The 19540-nt window shown below is 58.7% G+C and carries 32 protein-coding genes; 14 read left to right on the top strand and 18 right to left on the bottom strand.

The genetic code is table 11. The features are described 5' to 3' along the window. Positions 1 to 55 precede the first annotated feature (55 nt). Together ACK1VC_RS02445 and ACK1VC_RS02440 are read right to left on the bottom strand one after the other, a co-directional pair. Complete coding sequence (locus ACK1VC_RS02445; RefSeq protein WP_024718000.1) at positions 56 to 268, bottom strand: hypothetical protein; 213 nt, start codon at positions 266 to 268, stop codon at positions 56 to 58. Positions 269 to 317: 49 nt separating this feature from the next. Further along, positions 318 to 650, bottom strand: a complete 333-nt coding sequence (locus tag ACK1VC_RS02440; RefSeq protein ID WP_016489221.1) for a phage holin, lambda family — start codon at positions 648 to 650, stop codon at positions 318 to 320. 130 nt (positions 651 to 780) lie between these two features. Between ACK1VC_RS02440 and ACK1VC_RS02435 the strand changes: the two genes are divergently transcribed. Next, a complete protein-coding gene (locus ACK1VC_RS02435) occupies positions 781 to 969 on the top strand; it encodes an ECs_2282 family putative zinc-binding protein (protein WP_012313239.1) in 189 nt (62 codons plus the stop codon). Positions 970 to 1288: 319 nt separating this feature from the next. Here ACK1VC_RS02435 and ACK1VC_RS02430 read toward each other — a convergent pair whose 3' ends face one another. The 15 genes from ACK1VC_RS02430 to ACK1VC_RS02360 all read right to left on the bottom strand — a co-directional run bounded on the left by ACK1VC_RS02430 (position 1289) and on the right by ACK1VC_RS02360 (position 9506). Beyond that, a complete protein-coding gene (locus tag ACK1VC_RS02430; RefSeq protein ID WP_012313238.1) occupies positions 1289 to 1798 on the bottom strand; it encodes an acyloxyacyl hydrolase in 510 nt (169 codons plus the stop codon). A 225-nt stretch (positions 1799 to 2023) separates the two neighbouring features. Next, a complete protein-coding gene (locus tag ACK1VC_RS02425; protein WP_064314520.1) occupies positions 2024 to 2413 on the bottom strand; it encodes an antiterminator Q family protein in 390 nt (129 codons plus the stop codon). After that, entirely contained in the window at positions 2410 to 2697 is a 288-nt protein-coding gene (locus tag ACK1VC_RS02420) for a hypothetical protein (protein WP_110678119.1), read from the bottom strand. The genes ACK1VC_RS02425 and ACK1VC_RS02420 overlap by 4 nt, the downstream gene beginning before the upstream one ends. Beyond that, positions 2694 to 3206 (bottom strand): hypothetical protein, encoded by a 513-nt coding sequence (locus tag ACK1VC_RS02415; RefSeq protein WP_182408840.1) that lies wholly within the window; start codon positions 3204 to 3206, stop codon positions 2694 to 2696. Before ACK1VC_RS02415 ends, ACK1VC_RS02420 begins: the two co-directional genes overlap by 4 nt. Beyond that, entirely contained in the window at positions 3193 to 4602 is a 1410-nt protein-coding gene (locus tag ACK1VC_RS02410; RefSeq protein ID WP_306579610.1) for a replicative DNA helicase, read from the bottom strand. Before ACK1VC_RS02410 ends, ACK1VC_RS02415 begins: the two co-directional genes overlap by 14 nt. After that, complete coding sequence (locus tag ACK1VC_RS02405; RefSeq protein WP_306579609.1) at positions 4599 to 5372, bottom strand: ATP-binding protein; 774 nt, start codon at positions 5370 to 5372, stop codon at positions 4599 to 4601. The genes ACK1VC_RS02410 and ACK1VC_RS02405 overlap by 4 nt, the downstream gene beginning before the upstream one ends. Beyond that, the gene (locus ACK1VC_RS02400; RefSeq protein WP_182369810.1) at positions 5369 to 6163 is read right to left on the bottom strand and encodes a YdaU family protein; all 795 of its coding nucleotides are present in this window, start codon (positions 6161 to 6163) and stop codon (positions 5369 to 5371) included. Before ACK1VC_RS02400 ends, ACK1VC_RS02405 begins: the two co-directional genes overlap by 4 nt. Before the next feature lie 3 nt (positions 6164 to 6166). After that, the gene (locus tag ACK1VC_RS02395; RefSeq protein ID WP_182369809.1) at positions 6167 to 6397 is read right to left on the bottom strand and encodes a hypothetical protein; all 231 of its coding nucleotides are present in this window, start codon (positions 6395 to 6397) and stop codon (positions 6167 to 6169) included. Then, complete coding sequence (locus ACK1VC_RS02390; protein ID WP_182369808.1) at positions 6394 to 6768, bottom strand: hypothetical protein; 375 nt, start codon at positions 6766 to 6768, stop codon at positions 6394 to 6396. The genes ACK1VC_RS02395 and ACK1VC_RS02390 overlap by 4 nt, the downstream gene beginning before the upstream one ends. Then, the gene (locus ACK1VC_RS02385; protein ID WP_232877353.1) at positions 6765 to 7511 is read right to left on the bottom strand and encodes a phage antirepressor; all 747 of its coding nucleotides are present in this window, start codon (positions 7509 to 7511) and stop codon (positions 6765 to 6767) included. Before ACK1VC_RS02385 ends, ACK1VC_RS02390 begins: the two co-directional genes overlap by 4 nt. Continuing rightward, positions 7508 to 7798, bottom strand: a complete 291-nt coding sequence (locus ACK1VC_RS02380; protein WP_232877354.1) for a hypothetical protein — start codon at positions 7796 to 7798, stop codon at positions 7508 to 7510. Before ACK1VC_RS02380 ends, ACK1VC_RS02385 begins: the two co-directional genes overlap by 4 nt. Then, positions 7795 to 8064, bottom strand: a complete 270-nt coding sequence (locus tag ACK1VC_RS02375; protein WP_232877355.1) for a hypothetical protein — start codon at positions 8062 to 8064, stop codon at positions 7795 to 7797. The genes ACK1VC_RS02380 and ACK1VC_RS02375 overlap by 4 nt, the downstream gene beginning before the upstream one ends. Continuing rightward, positions 8057 to 8392, bottom strand: coding sequence for a hypothetical protein (locus ACK1VC_RS02370; protein ID WP_232877356.1), 336 nt, complete (start codon positions 8390 to 8392; stop codon positions 8057 to 8059). Before ACK1VC_RS02370 ends, ACK1VC_RS02375 begins: the two co-directional genes overlap by 8 nt. Before the next feature lie 206 nt (positions 8393 to 8598). Further along, a complete protein-coding gene (locus tag ACK1VC_RS02365) occupies positions 8599 to 9213 on the bottom strand; it encodes a KilA-N domain-containing protein (protein WP_182408848.1) in 615 nt (204 codons plus the stop codon). Next, positions 9210 to 9506, bottom strand: coding sequence for a Cro/CI family transcriptional regulator (locus tag ACK1VC_RS02360; RefSeq protein ID WP_306579607.1), 297 nt, complete (start codon positions 9504 to 9506; stop codon positions 9210 to 9212). The genes ACK1VC_RS02365 and ACK1VC_RS02360 overlap by 4 nt, the downstream gene beginning before the upstream one ends. A 105-nt stretch (positions 9507 to 9611) precedes the next feature. On the opposite strand from ACK1VC_RS02360, the gene ACK1VC_RS02355 reads away from it, so the two are divergent. From ACK1VC_RS02355 to ACK1VC_RS02300, 12 genes are all read left to right on the top strand, one after another. Beyond that, a complete protein-coding gene (locus ACK1VC_RS02355) occupies positions 9612 to 10358 on the top strand; it encodes a LexA family transcriptional regulator (RefSeq protein WP_232877370.1) in 747 nt (248 codons plus the stop codon). Positions 10359 to 10498: 140 nt separating this feature from the next. Beyond that, positions 10499 to 10888, top strand: a complete 390-nt coding sequence (locus ACK1VC_RS02350) for a response regulator transcription factor (RefSeq protein WP_232861949.1) — start codon at positions 10499 to 10501, stop codon at positions 10886 to 10888. 824 nt (positions 10889 to 11712) lie between these two features. Next, positions 11713 to 12279: a hypothetical protein gene (locus ACK1VC_RS02345; RefSeq protein ID WP_232861951.1), complete on the top strand. Its 567-nt coding sequence runs from the start codon at positions 11713 to 11715 to the stop codon at positions 12277 to 12279. Next, a complete protein-coding gene (locus tag ACK1VC_RS02340) occupies positions 12279 to 12758 on the top strand; it encodes a hypothetical protein (protein ID WP_306579606.1) in 480 nt (159 codons plus the stop codon). Before ACK1VC_RS02345 ends, ACK1VC_RS02340 begins: the two co-directional genes overlap by 1 nt. Positions 12759 to 12843: 85 nt before the next feature. Next, positions 12844 to 13239 (top strand): carbon storage regulator, encoded by a 396-nt coding sequence (locus ACK1VC_RS02335; RefSeq protein ID WP_449117823.1) that lies wholly within the window; start codon positions 12844 to 12846, stop codon positions 13237 to 13239. Beyond that, positions 13236 to 13439: a hypothetical protein gene (locus ACK1VC_RS02330; protein ID WP_151325803.1), complete on the top strand. Its 204-nt coding sequence runs from the start codon at positions 13236 to 13238 to the stop codon at positions 13437 to 13439. The genes ACK1VC_RS02335 and ACK1VC_RS02330 overlap by 4 nt, the downstream gene beginning before the upstream one ends. Next, positions 13429 to 14217 carry a hypothetical protein gene (locus ACK1VC_RS02325; protein ID WP_449117822.1) on the top strand — a complete coding sequence of 263 codons (789 nt, stop codon included), beginning with the start codon at positions 13429 to 13431 and terminating at the stop codon, positions 14215 to 14217. Before ACK1VC_RS02330 ends, ACK1VC_RS02325 begins: the two co-directional genes overlap by 11 nt. Further along, positions 14214 to 14990, top strand: a complete 777-nt coding sequence (locus ACK1VC_RS02320) for a hypothetical protein (RefSeq protein ID WP_449117821.1) — start codon at positions 14214 to 14216, stop codon at positions 14988 to 14990. The genes ACK1VC_RS02325 and ACK1VC_RS02320 overlap by 4 nt, the downstream gene beginning before the upstream one ends. 159 nt (positions 14991 to 15149) lie before the next feature. After that, positions 15150 to 16343, top strand: a complete 1194-nt coding sequence (locus ACK1VC_RS02315) for a tyrosine-type recombinase/integrase (RefSeq protein ID WP_449117820.1) — start codon at positions 15150 to 15152, stop codon at positions 16341 to 16343. Beyond that, positions 16318 to 16959: a hypothetical protein gene (locus tag ACK1VC_RS02310; RefSeq protein ID WP_441212021.1), complete on the top strand. Its 642-nt coding sequence runs from the start codon at positions 16318 to 16320 to the stop codon at positions 16957 to 16959. The genes ACK1VC_RS02315 and ACK1VC_RS02310 overlap by 26 nt, the downstream gene beginning before the upstream one ends. A 437-nt stretch (positions 16960 to 17396) precedes the next feature. Then, positions 17397 to 17639: a hypothetical protein gene (locus tag ACK1VC_RS02305; RefSeq protein WP_191086995.1), complete on the top strand. Its 243-nt coding sequence runs from the start codon at positions 17397 to 17399 to the stop codon at positions 17637 to 17639. Positions 17640 to 17727: 88 nt separating this feature from the next. After that, complete coding sequence (locus ACK1VC_RS02300) at positions 17728 to 17991, top strand: DUF3077 domain-containing protein (protein ID WP_016489250.1); 264 nt, start codon at positions 17728 to 17730, stop codon at positions 17989 to 17991. A gap of 38 nt (positions 17992 to 18029) precedes the next feature. Here ACK1VC_RS02300 and ACK1VC_RS02295 read toward each other — a convergent pair whose 3' ends face one another. Continuing rightward, positions 18030 to 19127, bottom strand: a complete 1098-nt coding sequence (locus ACK1VC_RS02295; protein ID WP_191086996.1) for an endonuclease NucS domain-containing protein — start codon at positions 19125 to 19127, stop codon at positions 18030 to 18032. 137 nt (positions 19128 to 19264) lie between these two features. Here ACK1VC_RS02295 and ACK1VC_RS02290 point away from each other — a divergent pair, with 137 nt between their 5' ends. Beyond that, a complete protein-coding gene (locus ACK1VC_RS02290) occupies positions 19265 to 19522 on the top strand; it encodes a hypothetical protein (protein ID WP_191086997.1) in 258 nt (85 codons plus the stop codon). The last annotated feature ends 18 nt before the right edge of the window (positions 19523 to 19540 follow it).

Raw genomic sequence — 19540 nt, 5'->3', positions numbered from 1 at the left:
ACCTTTGTCCACTTGTTGATCCACTCGCGCCGGGAGGCGCATCCGCTGCAGGCCATCACATGCCACGCCGGGTCAGTCCGTAGACCTCCAAGGCGCCTGCGATATTCTCGCCTTCGGCCTGACTGATGGTGTTGACCACCTCCACGCAAGCAGCGGTGTTGGGCTCCATGCGAATGGTGATGGATGTGACTTTCGATGGGTCCAGCCCAAGCACTTGGCAGACGGTCTGGCCAAGCTCCCGCCCAAGGATCAGGGGTTTCTTTTCCATGGTGATTCCTCGCGCCACGAAACGGCGCTCTCTGATTTTGTGGCGCGGATTACTCGGGTTTTCGGCTAGGCAGCTTGAAGTCGGTAACGCGATCAGCAATCGCGCGAACCTTCTCCACTCCAAGGAGGCCAACCCACCCACCAACAAAGGCAGCCATGCTCTGTGGCAGGCCGAAGAACTCGAAGCCGCTGATGATTGTGAGGGTCAGGCCGCCACAGATGGCGCCCTCCACCAGCATCTGCCGGCGAGTGCCACCACCATAGGTGATGCGCAGTACAGCCATGGCGCAGGACAGACCGGCCGCGTATAGCAGGGGCGAATGCTGGCTCAACCATGCGAGGGCAACCGCCCAGGTGTCTGGTTTGTCTGGCATGTTGGACATCCGGGTTCCTCCCTTGCGGGAAGCAGAAAAAGAAAAGGCCCGCCGTTATGGCGAGCCCTTGGATACGTGAAAAGGTGGCCCCGTGCTATCGTCGAGCTTCCACACAAGACGTTCCACGGAGCGAAAAACGATGAAGGTAACCCTCAAGTGCGCCAAGTGCGGCAGTGACAAGTTCGAGGTTCCGGCTAGGCCGAACGACAACTCGAAGGTCACCTGCGGCAAATGCGGTGCTGTCGAGACTTACGGGAAGCTCATGAAGGCTGTGGGCGACAAGGTCACGAAAGACCTGCAGCGGCAGCTCGGGAAAATGTTCAAGTGACCTGAGCGTTTCAGCCAGAGGGCGCAGGAAGTCAGCGGCGCCCTCAACCTCAACGTCGAGCTGTAGCTTTTCCATGCATCCTCCAGATACGAAAAAGCCCCAGCTGGTGCGAGGCTTGGAATGGGTGCGGAGGGCCGGTGCTTACCCGGCTTGTTGGTCTGGCTCGCTGGGTCACGTACCCCAGACTCTCATCGCGTAGCCGATCAGGGAGCGCACGGCTTTGATCGACGCCACTACCGACTTAGCCCAGCTGCCTGAGCGTGTCATCCGCATAAAAAAGCCCACACAGGGCGGGCAAGGGGAGCAACGCAGAAAATGGTTAAATCTGGTGACTGTAGAAGAGAGAGTACGACTCAATGCCGTCGTTCGGCTGCTTGATACCAGCGTTGGAGTAGTGAATCGCTCGGATGCCTACTTTCTGTGTCTCGCCAATCTTGAGACCCGCACCAATACGGTCTTCGAAGTTGAAAGCAGAGCCAAAATCCTGATCGCCTGCCGAAGTGCCTGAGAACACGGCCACGCCGATACCCGCCTCGATGAAGGGCTTCACATTCCCACTGCCGAACTCATAGACGAACACAGGAGCGAAGGACAGCGAGTGAGCCCCACCTGAAGCATCGCCTGCTTCCCAGTAGGTGTAGCCAGCATCCCAATAACCGGTGAGACGGCCAGTACTGGATTCAAACCAGCTTTTGTCCCAGTTAAAGCCAATGCCGACGCGCGCTGTAAGACCACCTTGGCCTGTCGCGCCAAGCGCTCCGGATAGCTCAGCCGCTCCGGCGGACGCAGCGAAAAGGGAAAGCGCCACAACGGCGAGAACGTTTTTCATACTCACGGTCTTCCATATTATTGAGTAGCAACCTATCAGAATCATAGCGCTATCAAATCGTTCCCTCATACAAGAAAAATGCTTTTTCTGGAGGGCTACCTGAATCGAAGCCCCTCAAAAACACAAAACCCCGACACGATGGCCGGGGTTTGTCTGTGTCGCGTAACGTTGCAAGCTGGACACGCTGCTATGAAAACAGGTGTTTATCCGCCCGCATAGAGCTATTTATGCAGCCTCTCGAATTTCTTCGAGGGCGCAGTCGATCCATGCAACGCCGGCCTTGATGATCTCCCGCGCCTTGCGCTCAGACATGCCCGCTTCCCTCCCAACACGCATGGCTGGGTGCTTCGATCCGTAGTAAGCCCACACGAAATCCCCCATCTGCTGATTGCGCTTCGTCAGCCTGGCCACAGCGCCGTCGATGATCAGCGCAAGGTCGTCAGTGATCACATGCTGGCGAATGCCACCTTCACTGGGAACGTTGTCGCGCATGAGTGCGTAGAGAGGCGACACGTAACGTGGCACTCCCATCTCACACATTCGCCACCAGCCCCACTGCTCGAGCATGTACTCGGTATCGCCCAGCGCCTTGTCCGCGTAGGTTCGTTTCTTCATGCAGCCCTCCGGGGCGTTGGGTCGGTATCCAGGCCGAACAGCTCGCACAGGAGCTTGTGGGCGTGTTTGTTCTTGGCGTTGCCCTCGATGATCCAGTCCTTCGCGAACTCTTCGAACCCCTTGTTGGCTCGGGCAGCGTGCCAGTCAGTCACGATATCCATCAAGGCTGCCGAGGCCAGGCGGCCGTTGGGTAGGTCCAGCAGCATGCGGTTTCCGACTGAGAGGAACTTGCGCTCAACGGCGGTCAGGCTTTTGCGCGGCAGCGCCGCAGTTACGTTGCTCATCGAGCGACTCCTTGGGCCACACGGGCCTCGGCAATTCGCACATAGCCCAAGAACTGGTCGGCGGGCAGCGACTCCTTGATCACATCGAGGATGACCCGGTCCATGTTCTGCTGGGCGTGCGCCTTGGCCTCCTTGCGCAACTGGCCGCATCGGTACAGCAGGCGGGTGCGGTCATGGTTGATGTGCTTGAGCGCAGCCTTTGCTCGGTTGTACCAGCTGCGGTCGTATGGACGCCCCTGAACAGCGCCCTCTTGCGCCTGGCTCAGCGCCAGCTCCAGCCGAATTGCGTCACTCACCAGCTGCTCGTGCAGGGCTTCGCAGGCCTCAAGGGTTTCCGGCAGCTCGCGGGGCCCCACAAGCCGTGGATGCGCTTCTGCGAGTTTCGGGGCATTGCCAGTGGCAACAGGCTGGTCGGCGCCGGCTCGCTTGGTCACAGTCACCGAGACAACCGGGTTTGCAGGATTGCGGGCTGGCGGCTTGTGGCCTGGCCACAGATCAGAAAGTTTCATGGTGCTTGCTCCCCTTACGGTGTTTGGAGAAATTCACGACGCGGCCCATCTCGACCTCGTCGTCAGGCGGGAGGCGGTTGCCGGCGAAGTTGACGAAGCGGGCGTACTGCCCTTGGCGCTGGACTAGGCACGAGCCCTGCGGGGCCTGGCGCCCCTTGTCGAGGATCAGCTCGGTGACACCCTGCTCACCCGCTTCCGACTCTGGGTCGTGGTGGACCAGGATCACGGCGTCGGCGTCCTGTTCGATCTGGCCGGAGTCGCGCAGGTCGCTGGCTTGTGGCTTCTTGCCGGGGCGGCTCGCCGGGTTTCGGTTGAGCTGCGCCAGCACCAGCACCGGAACGCTCAGTTCCTTGGCCAAGTTCTTCAGGGCAATGGATATCTTGGCCACAGCGTCGGTACGGCTCTGGTTCTTGCCTTCGGTGCCCACCAGGCCCAGGTAGTCGATCATCAGGATGTCGAGGCCCTGCTCGCGTTGAAGCCGCCTGGCATCTGACCGGATAGCGCTCATGGTCAAGCCGGGCGTGTCGTTCAGGTACAGCTGAGCAGACTCGATCTTGCTGCCGGCCGTCCCAATGCGCTGCCATTCGTCCTCATCCAGGCTCTTGACCTCCTCCATCCGGCGCAGGTCGATCCCGCCCTGGGAAGCGATGGTGCGGACGGTCAACTCCTTCTCGTCCATCTCCAGGCTGAAGATCAGACCCACGCCAGCGCCACGGATAGCGATGTGGTTGACGATCTGCAGGCCGAGCATGGTCTTGCCGCTGCCTGGGCGGCCGGCGATCACCACCATGCTCTTGGGGCGAAGGAAGCCGATCAGCTTGTCCAGGTCGACCAGGCCGGTCGAGAGCTTCGGTGGAGCGCGGTCATCCAGCACTTCCTGCATCCCATCGAACACCTTGGGCAACACCTCGGCCATGCGCTTGTACCCGGCCTTGCCCGAGCCCTGCAGGTCACGCAAGTCAGCGATGGACTGCTGGGCCTGCGCGATGATCTCGTCCGGCACCAGGCCGCTTGCTACGGCAGCCTTCGCGGAATGGCCGATATCGACCACCTGGCGAATCACCGCCCACTGCTTGACCTGCTTTGCGTAGGCCATCGCGTTGGCCACCGAGGGCACGTTGCGGCAGAGGTCCACTGCGAATGCCAGGGTGCCCTGCCCGCTCGGCAGAGTGCGCTGCACATCACCGACCGTCACCGCATCAACCGGCAGCCCACGCTCCAGACAATCACGAATCACGTCGAACAGGGCCGCGTGGTCGTCGTAGAGGAAATCGGCACTGGTCATCTGGCTCACGATGTCATCCACAAGCGCGGCGTTGCCATCGAGAGACGCTAGCATGATCGCCCCCAGCACACCGTGCTCGGCCTCGGGGTAGCCCATTACCAGTTCGCTCATGCTTCACCTCGCGCCGAAGCCCAGGTGAACAGGACAGCAGGCCCGCCAGCATCAGTCAGTCGGTCGACAGCACGGTCTCCCAGGCACTTGCGCAGGCCAGCTAGGCCCAGGTTGGAGATCACGATGGTCGGCATCAGCTGCCGGTACCGTGAGTCGACCACCTCGAACAGCACCTGCCGCTCGAAGTCGCTGCCGTGCTGAACGCCGACCTCGTCGATCACCAGCAGGTCCGGCGCCAGCAAGGAGGAATACACATCGCGCTCGGTCTGCTCGGACTTTTTGTCGAAGGTCATCTTGATGTCGCGGATGATCTCGATGGCCATGGTGTAGCGTGCTGACGCTCCGTAGCTGCGGATCACCTGCTGGGCAATTGCGCAGCACAGGTGTGTCTTCCCGGTGCCCACGCTTCCCAGCAGCAGCATCGAGCGACCCAGCTCCCAGTTGCGCTCGAAGCCATTCACGTACTCGGTGCACTCGTTCAGGGCCACGGCCTGCCCTTCGGTTTCGGCGCGGTAGGTGTCCAGGGTGGCACCGCGGAAGCGCAGTGGGATTTCAGCGGCCATCAGGCTGACATTCATCGTCCAGTCGCGCCGCAAAGCTTGCGCCGGCTTGCGGACTGCTTCGTCGGCAGAATGCAGCGCGTCGAACTGGCAGCGAGTACATCCCTGCCAGAAGTGGTCACCGGAAAACGACTCGATCAGTTCGTCAGTGAAGTCGCCGTGCACACGGCACTGGCCAGGTTTGAACTCGAGAGTTTTTGGAGTGGTCATGATCTTGCTACCCGGTAAGTCCCGTTTGGCTGGCGAACCAGGCCTTCGGTGTGGTCAATCTTGTCGAGGTCGGTGTGGTGCGATTGGCCCTGCGCAGGGCTGGCGCGCGGATTAACACTGACCCGTTGGTTGCGCACCCAGTTACGCCAGGTCGCATCCCAGTTGAGCTTTGTGGCGTCCTTACCGGTCTTGGAGATCCAGAAGTCTTTGAACGAGTCGGCCATCGCCTTGACCATTCGGTCATCAAGCTCCGGCCTTTCCGCTTTCGCCCATGCAGCCAGTTCTGGAGATAGAACCCAGTCATCAGGCAGGCGAGTACCGCGCTTTCGGCCATCCTGCTTTGGCTCAACCTGGCCAGGCGGCGCGCCAGCGGCGCACTGCTCTTGATCTTCTGGTTCTTGGTTAATGGTTAGTGGTTCTTGGTTAAGGTTATGGTCGGGTTCGTCTTGGGAACCACTTGGGTTTTCAACGGGTTTCTTTGGCCTCCCGCCACGGCTCCCGTTCTCACGATTTGCAGTCGCTTTCGCGTGGTACTTCGCGATCTCTTCGTCACACCGATGATGGTGATACCCGTCAGATTCCAACGTGAAAAACTCCCCCAAAATCACCCCGACCGATTCTTCGTGGCCCGCTAATCGCAACCGACGAATAACCGACTTGGTTTCTTGTGGGATCGGCTTTTCGCTCTCGTAGTAGTGGTCGAGAAGGCGCCGGTAGACGCCCTCCTCTTCCACGGAGAGGTGCGCGGTATCCCGCGTCCAATCCTTGATGTTGAACTTGTAGTAATGCATGGCTCAGAGGTCCAACTCAGTACAGACACGACGGACAAACTGGTCGTAGCTCTCGGCCATCTGGAATCCCTGAAGCTCCAGCGCCTCGCGATACGCCTTCGCGCTGCCGTACAGCACCCAGCGCTCGCGCTCTGGTAGATTTCGGAATGCGGCATAGCTTGGCCAAGGGCCGCTGATGATCGCTGCGCCCACGCTTTGTGGGAGCGCCTGGGCGGGGTTCGGGGTCGTGGTCATTGCAGGGTCTCCCCGCTCAGCGTGGCGCGCTTCACAACTGCCGGGGCCGGACGCTTCAGTTGGTCGCCGGTGTTGTCCATCAGGTTTCGCACAGCCGTGTCGAGACGCCGCTTGACGTTGTACCGATGCTGCTTGGCCTGGCTCATACGCTCATAGCTTTGGGCGGTCGCGCGGATGACGCCGTCGTAGGCAGGATCGGAATAGTCGATGCCGTGACGGTTCGGGTACGGCTCGCCATGAACCCGGAAGTAGCGAAACACCTCGCCCTTGTAGTCTTCTCGCAGGCAGGTGACCGCGTAATGGGCGTGGCGGTGCTCAACAGCCAGCTCGGCAATGCGCTCGATTAGTTGCTGCTTAGTTGGTTTCTTCATGGCTGCTGCCTCGGATGAATCTTGAACCGTCCCTGGGGGATTTCGGGGTGGGTAGCGCGCTCCGCGGTCTCGTAGGCGCACTCGGTCACGAACCGGTCGAACCTCTGGGTGACGGCTGGCCTGGGCCAGATAGCGAAGGGCTGCCCGCCTTCATCAGCGTGGCGACTGCGGACAAAGGCGTACGGCAGCGGAGCACAGGAAACCTCCCGCATCACAGCATTCACCACCCAGGCCGGCAGGCCGTGACGGCGATTGATGCGGTCGCGGATCGTGGTGATGGTCTCGAAGCCACTGGGCACCGAATCGAGGTAGCGGATTTGCTCAAGCCTGGCGGTGCGATCCTCGACACGCTCCAGCGCCAGCTGCTGCTCGGCCTGCTGGCGCTCGATTGCCACAAGCTGGTTCGCGCTAGCTGCGATCAACTCGGCCTGGGTCATAGGTCGGCGGGCCTGGCCTTCCAGTTCGTTCAGTCGAGCCAGGACGCGCCGACGCACCCCCTTCGACTCACGCATAGCAACCAACTTGCATTGGTCGGCGGTGAGGCGAAGTTCTTCGGACTGGGTATTGTTCAAATTTTGCACTACAAAAGTTTTGTAGTGCTCGCCTTCAAGCTCATCCTTACAGCGCTCGACAAAAACGTTTCGCCTTACAGTGGGCTCACCGAACTCGGCTCGAGCGTCATTGACCAGCGCCAGCAGTTCGATGGTGTCCATGGCGTCGGAGGCGGTGGTGACCAGGTTCATGCCGCACCTCCCGCGCCACGTTTTGCAGGGGCAGGTTTTTGTGGCGCGGAGCATGCCGAATCGATGCGCTCCTCCAGGGTCTCCCGCTGGCCATCCAAGGCGTTGTGCCAGTCATCGGCGTTGTAAATTGCCAGGTTCGCCATGTTGGCGCCGTGCTTATCACCTGCGGTCTTGAGGCGATCCTCAAGCAAATGTAAAACGCTGCGCAGCCAGTCGATCTGGCACACGGCGCACTGAACCTGGAAGGTAGCGTCCTGGGCGATGGTTTCAAGTTCGTCCATGCTCATGCGGCACCTCTCTGCTCCGGAGCGACACCGGCATGGGCGGCATAACAAAGCGCGAGCGCTGCGTCGGCGGCGAAGTAAATCAAGGTGGCTTGGTTGGAAACGGTCGGTTCAGTCATTAGGTCGCGCAGACCAGCAAGAACCGCTTCCAGGCGATCAGTGGCAGCATCCAAGGACTCGTGAAGTGGAACGCCCGCCACCGCCTCAAAGACCTCGCTGGCGCCACTGGAAGCGAAAGGATGTGCAATCGTTGTGGGCTGATTAGTCATTGCTCACCCCGCCGGCAGCTGCGTGGGCAACGCTCTTCTCTACCGACCAGATCAGCGCGTGGACTGTCTCGCCCAGAAACGCGAGAGTCGCCGCGCCATCGCAATACGCCGACTCGCCCAAGTTCAGGCTGTCGTGCAGGTGGTGGCAAAGCTGGCTCAAACCCGAGGAAAGCGTGCGAGCTGCCCGCAGTGCGTCTTCGGCGTTCGTACCAGGCGCAACGGCGAGCAGTTGAATGCCCCGATTATCAATCGGTGTATCGAGGAAGCCCGTCTCGGCGGTAAGGATGGGTTGCGCCGGTGATGGCGCGGTGGTATTTTTTGGGTGCATGAAGTCGTCCTCCACAGACGAAGATTCAAAAGGTCCCTGCCAGGGGACTGGTTAAGAAGCCCGGCCAACGAAGCCGGGTTTTCTGCTTTTTGGGCTAGGCCAAATGCAGAAATTGGTGGGGCCGCGCGGTTAAGGCGGCTTTGCGGTGTCTGTGCTAATCATTCAAATTCCCCCTGCCTTCAAAGCTCTCACAGAAAAAGTCGGAATCAAGGCCTGGAGGCCGATCTGGCTTGAAAAGAATTTTGCCCTTGCCTTCCAAGCTCATGTATTTCTTGCCCATGACAGCTTTCTCGGGGGTGGTGACCAGGGTCATCAAAGCCGAAGGTCATTTGCAGGAGCTGGCGCCCACGCTCTACCTCGGCCAGCAGCGTTGGCTTTTCGCGGCGCCAACTGTTGAGTTCGCGACCGGCCGCGCTCGCGCTAGACTCGCGCACGTCAAACCGTTTGCAGGCGCGGTTGAAGTTATCGATCGCCAATGGGGCGCCGTGCAGAAGCTCTTCGATACGCGTGTCGCACCAAACCGCAAACTTTGCGCTCAGCCACCGGGCGAATGCGACCGCCAGTTTCGGGTGAATCCACGTTCCGCCACCGTTACCACGGCGAGTTTTCAAATACCCGGAATTCCGGGTATCTGAAATATTCGATTCGGCCCCTGTCAGGAACTCGTCCAGTGCCTGGACGTATTCCAACGTCTCTGCGTTGTCGAGCCAGTGATCGATGCGCTTGCCGAAGCGCTCGGCAATCTTGGTTGCATGAAGCCAGCCATCCGTCGTGAAGCGCACCGGCTGCCCTTGATAGGTGAAGGGAATCACGTTGTTCACTGCGCACCTCCGGTACTGGATGGATTCACAGAGGGTTTGCCCGACTCAACGGCAGCAGCCAGCTGGCGTATCGTTTGATCCAAGGTAGGGGCACAGCCAGCCTCCCGATCATGCCGGGCAGGAAACGACCGCACCTCTACGGCAGCGAAAGAGCCGTCGGTCTGTTGTGAAACGAAGACCATACGCCCAATGCGAATGGCTTTACTCAACGCACCCTGGGTCATGCCCAGCAGTGACGCGGCATGCGGCTGCCCATATCCTTTAGCAAAATCTTTCAAGGGGACCATGATCATGGTCTGCCTCCAGCTAGTACTTTGCAGTGATAGTACCTTTGGCATTTATTGCTTGCAATACCTTTGGCATTTGATGGGCATTACTAACGGGAATATTATGTGACCATGAAAAAGCCATTACCTGCTGATCGCGCTGAAGAATGCCAAAGACTCAAGGCGATCTTCGACGGCAAAAAAAAAGAGCTGAAGCTCACTCAAGAGAAGCTTGCGCACCGCTTGGGTATCAACCAGAGCTCTGTTAGCCATTATTTGAACGGCGTGAACCCACTGAACGCCCCAGTAGCCGCAGCCTTCGCCAAAAGTCTTGGGGTACCTGTTAGGGATTTCAGCCCCCGCCTTGCGGACGTGATTGAGTCCTTTGCGGATGACTTCAAGGAAACCTGGTCTCGCAGCGCCAAGGTATTGGATGCCGTACCTCACGAACAGTACGTGCTCATTCCTCAGCTTTTGGACGATAACTCATTTGTTCCTGGGGTAAACGATGAGCACGTAGGGCTTACTGAGGGAATGTTGTTCCGCCGCGGCTGGCTTAGAGACATGGGCCTTCATTACCCTCACCTCAGAATCTTGTACGTTACAGACGACAGCATGGCTCCACATATCGCTCGCGAGGACGTGGTCATGATCGACACATTCAAGAAGATACTTGAGGATGGAAAGATTTTTTTAATCAGGCGTCCTGATGGGAAGACCAGCATCCGCAGGGTCTTCCAAATGATTGCCGGCGGCTGGGCACTGAGGTGTGACAACCTGGATAAACAGAGGTATCCAGATGAGACGCTTAGCAGTGAGGCTGCCGATAGGCTTCCTGTCGTAGGCCAGATAGCCTGGCGCGGAGGAAGCTCCAGATGACTATGCCAATAGGGCCACACTGAAACCGCTTTCGAGCGGTTTTTTTTCGCGCCACCAAATAAATATTACCAAAAGCATTTACACAATAAATTGCCTTTGGTAATTTTATCTCCATCGACTCGTCGCATGGAGCACCTCGCATGACCACTCAGACCATCACCGTCAGCGGCTGGACCGGTTTTCTCGGCATGGGGCTTGCTCCGCGTGAGCTTGAGGCGACGCTGCATGCAGCCAGCGACCTGACCCAGAAAGAGATTGCACGCCTGATGGGGATCAGCCCCAAGACCGTTGAAAAGCGCATCGAGGACGCCCGATTCAAGCTCGGTGCCAAAACCATGCGTGGTCTGGTCCTTGAGGCGTTCAAGCGCCAAATAATTACCCCATCGGTCATGGCCCTGATAGCGCTGCTGACCACTCATGCAGTGATCGGTGAAGACCACATGCTTCGCGTCCGGCGCAGCGGTAACGGCGGTGAGCGCCGGGTCGAGCTTCGTGTTGCGGCGCGGCGGGTCGAGCAGCAGGTGGCGTAGCAGCGGCGAGGGTTTTCCGATTTCAGATCGGAGAACCCTGTCCGGTGCAAGAGCACTGTATGGCCGGGTTAGGCGTGGCGCGGCCCGGCGAGGCAAGGATAGGCCAGGCGAGGGCTGTAATCAGCGGCGAGTCCGTTCACAGAGCGGGCTTTCCGGTGGCTTCAGTCACCAAGAGGCACGGCATTGCGGGGCAGGCATGGGTGTGGTTTGGCTGGGTATGGCGTGGCAGGGGCTGACAACAGCGTAATGCCGATTGGCAACAGTCGGTATTGCGGTGTGAAAACACCACACGGCCAGGTTTGGCGAGGCACGTCCTGGCAAGGCACGCCGAGGCGAGGCAAGGGCTACAACGTAGCGGCCAGCATCTTCGCAGAGGGTGCTTTCCGGTACCGAGTACCACGAGGCAGTGCGAGGCGAGGCTTGGCGCGGTCGGGCAGAGCGCGGTGCGGCAAGGGCTGATTCAGCGTTCAGCCACTTCTTGGAGGTGGTTGAGCGGTGCGGAAGCGCCACATGGCCAGGCGATGCCAGGTACGGCGTGGTGAGGCGAGGCTGGGTCGGGCAAGGGCTGCTTGTCAGCGTAATGGCCTTTCATTGAGAGGTCATTGCGGTGCGAAAGCGCTATCCGGTAAGGCACTGCTCGGTGCGGCTGGGCACGGCAGGTTAGGGCGGGGTCGGGCAAGGGCGGTAATCCGCACGGGGTCACCAGCGTATCTGGTGACAACTTGAAAGCATCTTCAATAAGGATGTTTTCAAGTTCATCAACGCAAGCAAAGTGCATCGCACAGGGCGAACTCGCACACGCAGCGAAACTAAGAGGAACCACCATGCAAGTTTTGAAAGTTAAAATCATTGGCACCCGTCCGCTTTTGGTCCATAGCGACGTGTTTGCTGACCCGTTGAATAAGTTGACCAAAGCGCACAAGCAATTGACCGCGAAGCGCAAAAAGTCTGACGAAGACCATGAGCTTATTGCTCGAAGCGAATGGCGCGGTGGACTTTATTTTGATGAATCCATCGGCCCCTTCTTGCCCGGTATCAATATTGAGTCCGCACTTGTGGCGGGCGGCAAACTTTCGAAAATGGGAACCCAGCTCAAGCGCTCCGTCGAGATCATGGATACCCGCTGCCCGATCATCTACGAAGGCCCACGCACTGTCGAGGGCCTGTGGGATGAGCAGTTCTACGATGCTCGCTCGGTCAAGGTCGGCACCGCCCGAATCACCCGGTACCGCCCCCTCTTCCGCTCCTGGGCCGTGGTCTGCGAGATCGCCTACGACCAGGAATCCATCGACCGTGACCAGGTGCTGAAATGCCTGGAGGACGCCGGCCAGTACTGTGGTGTCGGTGACTACCGCCCGAAATTCGGCCGCTTCGCCGTGGAGGTGCTGTGATGCCTGTCGTCCCGCTTAAGCCGAACAGCTGGAGCCTGGACAAGGCCGTCGCGCAGTTCCTTGCTGACAAGTTCGAGGATGGCCAGCTCATCAGCCACGCCTGGCTTGAGTGGGCGTTGAACTTGCCGAAGCCCAGTACCGCGAAAGAAATGGTGAACTGCCAATTCGTAATACTGGATCGTGTCGAGCAGTTCAAAGAAGCCCTGCTGACTCAGCATCAAATCTACATCGTTAGCGTGCGCGGCAAAGGCTACCGGATCGTCCCGCCAAGCGATCAAGCATTCATCGCTGTCGACAACGCCATGCAAGGAGTTCGTCGGGAGTTCAGCAAGTGCGAGAAGGTCATGAAGAATACTCGACTTGGCGAACTTGATGCCGACCAGATTAAGCGTCATACCGATGCGCAGCTGAAAGTATCTGCGATCGCCGGAATGGTCGGAAAAGGAAAGCGCGAAGTATTCAGCCTGTTCAAGGTGTAACTTCCGCTCTGTAACATCCGAAACTTTATTCGAACGCCAAGTTACTCGGCGGGTACTCTCTCGCCTGAAATAAGGAGATTCACCAATGCTCATGCTAAGTCGCAACATCGGCAAAGCCGTCATCATCGGCGGCAACATCCGGGTCAGCGTGGCCCAGGTTAACGGTTGCCAGGTCCGCCTGGGGATTGAGGCGCCGCGTGGCGTGATCGTTGACCGCGAGGAGATCCACCAGCGCCGGGTTGCCGAAGGCACCGCCAAGGATGCGCCGGGGTTCAACATCGACGACCACGTCAAGCTGGTGGCCGATGCTCGCCGATACCGCTGGTTGCGTGACCGAGAGCGAATCGAAGATCCCGACGAAGACCTGCTGGTGGTGCGCGGCGATAACTGGTTCTCTGCCGAAGAACTGGATCAGGAGATCGACACCGCCCTGCGCCTGGAGGCCATGCAGCAGCAGGTGGTGCAGGAGGATCAGCCATGACCCACATGATGACCCAGGGCACCCGCCTGCACCTGCAAGACGACCTTGGCCAACTAGGCGAACGCCTGATCCGCTTTGGCGAGGCCCTACAGGACCCGAACACCACTGTTGGCAAGCTGGCCGACCTGGCCAAGTCGTGCGGCATCAAGCTGCACATGCGTGCCGTTGCTGAATCTGGAGAGGCACCCAATGCTCACTAATAACCTGGCGCATCGCGCCCTCTTCACCCTGCCCCCGATCCGGCCAAGCGTAGAGACGACGCCAGCAGTTCAGGTGCTGCCCGAGCAGAAGGTCATCACTGGCGACAAGGAGGTGGATGCAGTTCTGTGGCTGCGCGAGGTGATCAAGACCGGCCAAGCCGGGCCGATCGCAACTGCCCTGGACGCTGCCAAGAAGATCAAGACACCGCTCAAGGAGATCGAGCAGCGGTATGTCGACTATGTGAATCGCAACAGTGGGGGCAATCCATTCGCGGTGATGTTCTCGTTCGGATTTGCCGACCTTGAGGGACTGGCCAAGGGTTCGCTGGAGAAGGCTGCTCTGGTATCTGAGGCCCGGGCCCGCTTCGAAGGTGAGACGATCTTTGAAGATACGCCCGCCGAGCAGTTCTGCGAGAAGGCCTTGAAGCGCTGCAAGGGCTTCAAGAGCTACTTCGACAACGACAAGGCTCAGGTGGCCAAGCGATTCCGCAAACACGCAGAGCTGATGCCCCACACGCTCGACGACTGCCTGCATGAGATTGCGTACTGGGGCCGGCTGTATGTCCTGCGTCACGCTGCCGGCGAATGGGGTGATGGGATGCATGAGGCTATCGCGCGCGAATGGTTTGTCCAGGGGCTGCTGTCGGAGATCAAGCCACGCGACAAGGCCGAGGCTCTGCGCGTCCTGGATTACGCCGCACAGGCCGAGAGCATTGAGCATGACGGCATGGTGGCCATTGCACGAAACCTCATCGCCTCGGGAGGACTGCCGGCATGACCAAGCGCCGCTCAATCAACCCTGCCGCCCTCCCCACCGTGGGCCAGCCCCTGGCAGGCGGCTTCTTCGCAGGCCGGATCTTCTTCGACGGCGCCGAACATGCGGTCATCGATGCGGGCCGGGACTTTGAAATCGCCGCCCACTGGTGGCAGGAAGAGGGGCCGCGCCCGCGCATCCGTGGCGCCACGTCGCGCTTCGACGGCATGGCCAACACCCAAGCCATGGCCGCCGAGGGCAGCGTTATCGCTCGCAAGGTGCTGGGCATGAATATCCGTGGGACCTGGGGCTGGCACATCCCTTCCATCGAGGAGCTGCAGGTACTGCGCTGCAATCTCTTGCAGCTTCCAGAATGGGGTCACGACGGGTCGTACACAGTCAGGGGCGCGCCCCAGGCGTTCAGTCTGAGCGAGTACTGGACCAGCAGTCAGAAATCGAACGCCGCGACCGCCTGGTGCTTGCACATGCTGCCCTGGGGCGTGCCCGACACGAACTGGGTGAGCAAGTGCAAGGGCATCAGGCCGGTGCGAACGCTGCTGATCAGCCAAGAGACGTACGTGCACGCACCATCAGCCGATACGCCGACCACCGAGGCAGGTCTGCGCGGGCTGGCCAGCCAGCATGCCGTGGCCACTGTAATCGAGCGCTTCGTGAACGAGGACACCGGCAAGTTCTACGGGCGCACGGACGCATTGGTAGCTGAGCTGGCGGCGCTGGCAACGGCTGTTGTGACAGGTCAGCGTGACAACCAAAACCTGGCGCGTCAGGTGGAGTAGATCAATGCGCTACATGACCGTCAGAAAGTTCGCCAGCGAGTCTGGCTACACCGAGGACGCGATCCGCTCAAAGATCCGCGACGGGATCTGGCGGCTGGGTGAGATTTGGCTAAAAGCGCCGGATGGCCGGACGCTGATTGACATGGAAGGATATGAATCATGGGTAGAGGCGGGAGCGGTGTCAGGGCAGTCTCAGACTCGAGCATCGAGATCACGTTCATGTACCGGGGTGTTAGGTGCCGCGAGCGCGTCGCGCTCAAGCCCACCGCCACTAATTTGAAGAAGGCCCAGCAGCACAAGGCGGCGATCGAGCACGCCATCGCCCAGGGGACGTTTGACTATTCTGTCACGTTCCCAGGCTCCCCCCGGGCCGCAAAGTTTGCACCAGAGACCAGCCAGGAAACCGTGGGTGGGTTTCTCACCAGGTGGCTGGCCGCCAAGCAGAAGCACATATCGAGCAGCACCTTCGAGGGCTACCGGAAGATTGTCGAGCTTCGACTGGTGCCCGCGCTCGGTCATCACCTGGTGGTGGACTTTAAACGAAAGCTGGTGCGCGACTGGCTGGATGGCCTGCAGGTTGGCAACAAGACACTGAGCAACATCCAGAGCTGCCTCCGGTCTGCACTCAATGATGCCGTCGATGAAGAATTGCTGGACATCAACCCTCTGGCCGGCTGGACCTACGCCAGGAAGGAAGCGCCGCCGAAGGATGACGACGTGGACCCGTTCACGCCCGAAGAGCAGCAGGCGATTCTCGCTGCACTGAATGGCCAGGCAAGAAACATGGTGCAGTTCGCGCTATGGACCGGGCTTCGGACAAGCGAGCTAGTCGCCCTGGATTGGGGTGACGTGGACTGGGTACGGGGGGAAGTGATGATCAGCCGTGCAATGACCCAGGCTGCAGGTGGAGAGGCCGAGGTGACCAAGACGGCTGCCGGCCGGCGGTCAGTGAAGTTGCTGCGCCCTGCTCTCGAAGCGCTGACGGCGCAGAAGGCCCACACGTTCCTGGCTGATGGAGAGGTATTCCAGAACCCACGCACACTTGAGCGCTGGGCAGGGGATCAACCCATCCGTAAGACCATGTGGATGCCTGCGATGAAGAAGGCCGGCGTGCGGTACCGGCGTCCGTACCAGACTAGGCACACCTACGCTTCGATGATGCTTTCGGCAGGAGAACACCCGATGTGGGTGGCGAAGCAAATGGGGCATACTGATTGGACCATGATTGCCCGCGTCTATGGTCGATGGATGCCATCGGCAGATGTGGATGCAGGTTTCAAAGCCGAGAAATTTTGGTCATCAGTTAAAGCGAACGAAGGGATTAAGCATGTTGGAGCAAAGCCTGGAGACTAAGGATATTTTCTATGCCATCTCCAATTTTTATCCGGAACTAAACGTATCCATTAGGTTTATTAGTAAACAATCATTCAGTAAGACACCAGAAGAAAACTTGCTAGAAGCTGGAATCGAATTTGATTCGATACTGCGCTTCAAAGACCAATCTATCCAGTCCCTGGAGGACAACGGATATACAATGGTCAATGCCGGAGGGTTTGCCACCAACTATGCGAGGAACGGCACAGTAGGAACCGCCGTCTTTCTCGGCCAAGAACCAGCTGGTGTTACAGAAGCTGAAGCTCCTAATATTTACTGGGCTTTGCAAACTATTCTGCTTCATCACGAGCTGATGCATGCCAAAGACCTGTATTTACAAAAAAACTTTGACAGCTCAGATATGAGCGTAAACTTAGTTAAAGCTGAAATCTACGCAGATGTGGCGACTTTGCGATTTTTTGAAAAGCATAAGAAATCCGGCGGAGACACCTACAGAAACCTATATGCAGCAGGGATCGTGGGGCGAGAAGGCACTGGAATCTATAAGCAGATTTTCAAAGGAATCACCAAGAGCTTTCCCGAGGCTCAGTTGCGAGCCTGGGCGTCCATGAGCGTGATACCGCCCATCAAATGACAGCTTTATGGCAGCCTTAACGCTGAGGCATGCGTAAATACTAGGATAGACGGGGGTTCAAATCCCCCCGGCTCCACCAAATCCAAAGAAGAAGACGCCCTCGGGCGTCTTTTTTTGTGTCTGAATTTTGGGATTTGCGGGCGAAAAATCGGATTTCCCCCCTTTCTTGTAGGGCGTTTCCCAAAGATACTCCCAGCGCCTGTTTTCCGTTGCGGTCATTTTTTCAGGGTTTTAGTCTCGGTGGGTCGTTGCTCATCAACGACCGGCTTTGACAGGCCGCAACGATACACAGCGCGCATAACCGTTCATGGCGGTTGTGCATGGGGCACGCTCGCGTGCGCCGGTTTCTGTGTTCGCCGGTCTGTCAACCCATGCACAGCTGCCACCATTCCGTTTGACAGCGGGTTGGCGGTGGCCCCTATCGAGAACACAGCACAATGTTAAAGATTGTTCCTGACCCACCTCACCACCTCCACTCCCTGGAAGACACGATCATGATGGCCTCGGACTACGCACTCTGTGCAGAAGCCGTAGCCCAGCAGGCGATGCTGATGCAGCCCAGGTCGCCCGCATCGGTTTTGATCATGGCGGCGATGCACGAGCTCGATACCCTGCGCCGATTACTCGAATCAGCGCTGGTGCAAATACAGCAGCCAGCGAACCCGCAACCCATGCACTGATTCGCAGACCGAGCGAAAAACTTGTGGGAGCCCGGCTTGCCGGCGATAGGGCCAGCCCAGGCAACCACCAGACCAGGGAGATTGATCAATGACCACCGAAGACACGAACTGCACAGTCGGCAAAACCATCTTCTTTCAAGGCGAAAACCAGACCCACCCACTGTTCCGCATCGAACCCGGCATCCCGTGCCAGAACGCCCGCGAACAGGCCTCGGAACTGATGGGCTACGCACGGGACCTGACCATTGATGGCCTGATGGAAGACAAGCCCAAACTGATCTGGGCAGCGCACTACCTCTGTGCGTTGGGCAAAGCGCTGTTGGATGATGCCGAACTCGGCATGATGCGCTAAGGCCTGCGCCTCCATCTACGCGGCCGCCACCACACGACCTAGGTAGCGGCCATATCATCGAAATGCGGGAAGCGCTCCTTCAAACGCTCAATCGTGGATCTCCATTTAGGTGTTTTTGGCCGGCACACCGTATTCTGATTGCCGAACATCCCAATTTCTCGGACTGCCTGACTGATCGGTACGGTTTGCAACCATTGCACCGGAACGAAATACTCGCACTGCTCTGGGTCGTCGATGAATGCTGCGTGGTAGCTAGCACGGGTTGCGACCTCCAGAACTGGCCGCTCCTGGCCGTCTTTCATCACTGTAAATTCATTTGCAGGTGATGCACCACCGAGAACTCGGCCAACCCCCACATACCCCTGCTGCGGAATATTTATCCACACACGGTCCCCAGCAGCCAGCTGCTGGAGAGTCTTGCTATACCAAGAGCCCCCGCCACCGGAGATAAAGCCGAACTCCACAGCGTCCGCCCATGAGCGAGAGATAGAGTCACCGAATGAGCAGTAAAACTCACCATTCCAAGGCTCGCTCTGCCCCTCACTGGTCGAGGCGGCATTAACTTGGGTTTTAACAGGATCGAGCAGCCACGATCGACTCAGCAACTGTTGCCCACCAGACTGAAAAACCTGAAAGCAGAGCACGTTGATCGGAATACCTCGCTTGCTCAGGTATTGCACGATTCGCTCGCTACTCGCATCCAGTTCGGTAGCGACAATGATTAACTGATGGCTAGCATTCAGCTCATCATCATCCAGAACGCGACCAAAGCGCGTTTGGAAGTCCACATAAAGACTGCGCCCTGGACAGAACCGCTGATAAATCCCGGCAATCTCATTTTCCGTGAGGTTGTCCACCCAGGCTGCGTAATCAAGTGTTTGAGCAACCACCTCACGAGGCGTCCGGTCTCGTTTGAGCTCGATCAGCACAAGGCTGCCGTCAGGGGCAATGGCCAATAGGTCGATTCGCCCGCCCATGCCGGTGGCCTCTTGCCGTCCTATCAGCATCCATTCCTCAGAAAGGATGCTTGGGGAATTGACGATCATGTCTTCTAGAAGCTGCTCACTTGGTAACTTGCTTTGATACAGCTTGCTTGGTGTTGAACCAACGGTCCAAACGTCGGTTTTGATGGGCACGGGCTATTCCTTTGGCGTTTCAGATCTGCGGCAGTGAAGCATGAATTGGTTGGGGTGTGATAGCCGTATGCATGTTGCCCGTGCGGGATGGGCCACCTCAGAACTTGTGTGCCTACCGATCACGACAATTCGAACCCGTGGCCCAAACTACCAAGGCCAAAGTTGCGGTGATTTTCGGCCAGGTTTTATTCACAGGCGAAGAACTGCCCGCGCAAGCGCCGTCGCTGACAGCATCCCAGGTGACGGGAACCTTCACTTCTAAGACTGCTGCAGCCCTGATCGCACACGGCTTTGCGGCGTTCCCCCTCGTGACAATCGGCGTGACAAACGCCGATGTCACCAGCAACAGCCATGCAGATGATGGTGCTGCAGACCAAGGAATGGGCTGCACCTGACTGACAGTCAGGCATGCC

Source organism: Pseudomonas sp. XP2, assembly GCF_053557975.1.
Note: the sequence above shows the minus strand (reverse complement) of the source record. Positions and strands in the feature narration are given on the sequence as shown.

Coding starts and splice junctions, on each gene's coding strand:
- ACK1VC_RS02440 (WP_016489221.1), bottom strand. CDS start 650: ATGTCCAACATGCCAGACAAACCAGACACCTGGGCGGTTGCCCTCGCA.
- ACK1VC_RS02395 (WP_182369809.1), bottom strand. CDS start 6,397: ATGACCACGACCCCGAACCCCGCCCAGGCGCTCCCACAAAGCGTGGGC.
- ACK1VC_RS02415 (WP_182408840.1), bottom strand. CDS start 3,206: ATGAAACTTTCTGATCTGTGGCCAGGCCACAAGCCGCCAGCCCGCAAT.
- ACK1VC_RS02435 (WP_012313239.1), top strand. CDS start 781: ATGAAGGTAACCCTCAAGTGCGCCAAGTGCGGCAGTGACAAGTTCGAG.
- ACK1VC_RS02405 (WP_306579609.1), bottom strand. CDS start 5,372: ATGACCACTCCAAAAACTCTCGAGTTCAAACCTGGCCAGTGCCGTGTG.
- ACK1VC_RS02325 (WP_449117822.1), top strand. CDS start 13,429: ATGCTCACTAATAACCTGGCGCATCGCGCCCTCTTCACCCTGCCCCCG.
- ACK1VC_RS02355 (WP_232877370.1), top strand. CDS start 9,612: ATGAAAAAGCCATTACCTGCTGATCGCGCTGAAGAATGCCAAAGACTC.
- ACK1VC_RS02445 (WP_024718000.1), bottom strand. CDS start 268: ATGGAAAAGAAACCCCTGATCCTTGGGCGGGAGCTTGGCCAGACCGTC.
- ACK1VC_RS02345 (WP_232861951.1), top strand. CDS start 11,713: ATGCAAGTTTTGAAAGTTAAAATCATTGGCACCCGTCCGCTTTTGGTC.
- ACK1VC_RS02425 (WP_064314520.1), bottom strand. CDS start 2,413: ATGAAGAAACGAACCTACGCGGACAAGGCGCTGGGCGATACCGAGTAC.
- ACK1VC_RS02430 (WP_012313238.1), bottom strand. CDS start 1,798: ATGAAAAACGTTCTCGCCGTTGTGGCGCTTTCCCTTTTCGCTGCGTCC.
- ACK1VC_RS02320 (WP_449117821.1), top strand. CDS start 14,214: ATGACCAAGCGCCGCTCAATCAACCCTGCCGCCCTCCCCACCGTGGGC.
- ACK1VC_RS02305 (WP_191086995.1), top strand. CDS start 17,397: ATGTTAAAGATTGTTCCTGACCCACCTCACCACCTCCACTCCCTGGAA.
- ACK1VC_RS02375 (WP_232877355.1), bottom strand. CDS start 8,064: ATGACTAATCAGCCCACAACGATTGCACATCCTTTCGCTTCCAGTGGC.
- ACK1VC_RS02420 (WP_110678119.1), bottom strand. CDS start 2,697: ATGAGCAACGTAACTGCGGCGCTGCCGCGCAAAAGCCTGACCGCCGTT.
- ACK1VC_RS02400 (WP_182369810.1), bottom strand. CDS start 6,163: ATGCATTACTACAAGTTCAACATCAAGGATTGGACGCGGGATACCGCG.
- ACK1VC_RS02360 (WP_306579607.1), bottom strand. CDS start 9,506: ATGATCATGGTCCCCTTGAAAGATTTTGCTAAAGGATATGGGCAGCCG.
- ACK1VC_RS02340 (WP_306579606.1), top strand. CDS start 12,279: ATGCCTGTCGTCCCGCTTAAGCCGAACAGCTGGAGCCTGGACAAGGCC.
- ACK1VC_RS02385 (WP_232877353.1), bottom strand. CDS start 7,511: ATGAACCTGGTCACCACCGCCTCCGACGCCATGGACACCATCGAACTG.
- ACK1VC_RS02315 (WP_449117820.1), top strand. CDS start 15,150: ATGGGTAGAGGCGGGAGCGGTGTCAGGGCAGTCTCAGACTCGAGCATC.
- ACK1VC_RS02330 (WP_151325803.1), top strand. CDS start 13,236: ATGACCCACATGATGACCCAGGGCACCCGCCTGCACCTGCAAGACGAC.
- ACK1VC_RS02410 (WP_306579610.1), bottom strand. CDS start 4,602: ATGAGCGAACTGGTAATGGGCTACCCCGAGGCCGAGCACGGTGTGCTG.
- ACK1VC_RS02310 (WP_441212021.1), top strand. CDS start 16,318: ATGTTGGAGCAAAGCCTGGAGACTAAGGATATTTTCTATGCCATCTCC.
- ACK1VC_RS02300 (WP_016489250.1), top strand. CDS start 17,728: ATGACCACCGAAGACACGAACTGCACAGTCGGCAAAACCATCTTCTTT.
- ACK1VC_RS02335 (WP_449117823.1), top strand. CDS start 12,844: ATGCTCATGCTAAGTCGCAACATCGGCAAAGCCGTCATCATCGGCGGC.
- ACK1VC_RS02350 (WP_232861949.1), top strand. CDS start 10,499: ATGACCACTCAGACCATCACCGTCAGCGGCTGGACCGGTTTTCTCGGC.
- ACK1VC_RS02370 (WP_232877356.1), bottom strand. CDS start 8,392: ATGCACCCAAAAAATACCACCGCGCCATCACCGGCGCAACCCATCCTT.
- ACK1VC_RS02380 (WP_232877354.1), bottom strand. CDS start 7,798: ATGAGCATGGACGAACTTGAAACCATCGCCCAGGACGCTACCTTCCAG.
- ACK1VC_RS02390 (WP_182369808.1), bottom strand. CDS start 6,768: ATGAAGAAACCAACTAAGCAGCAACTAATCGAGCGCATTGCCGAGCTG.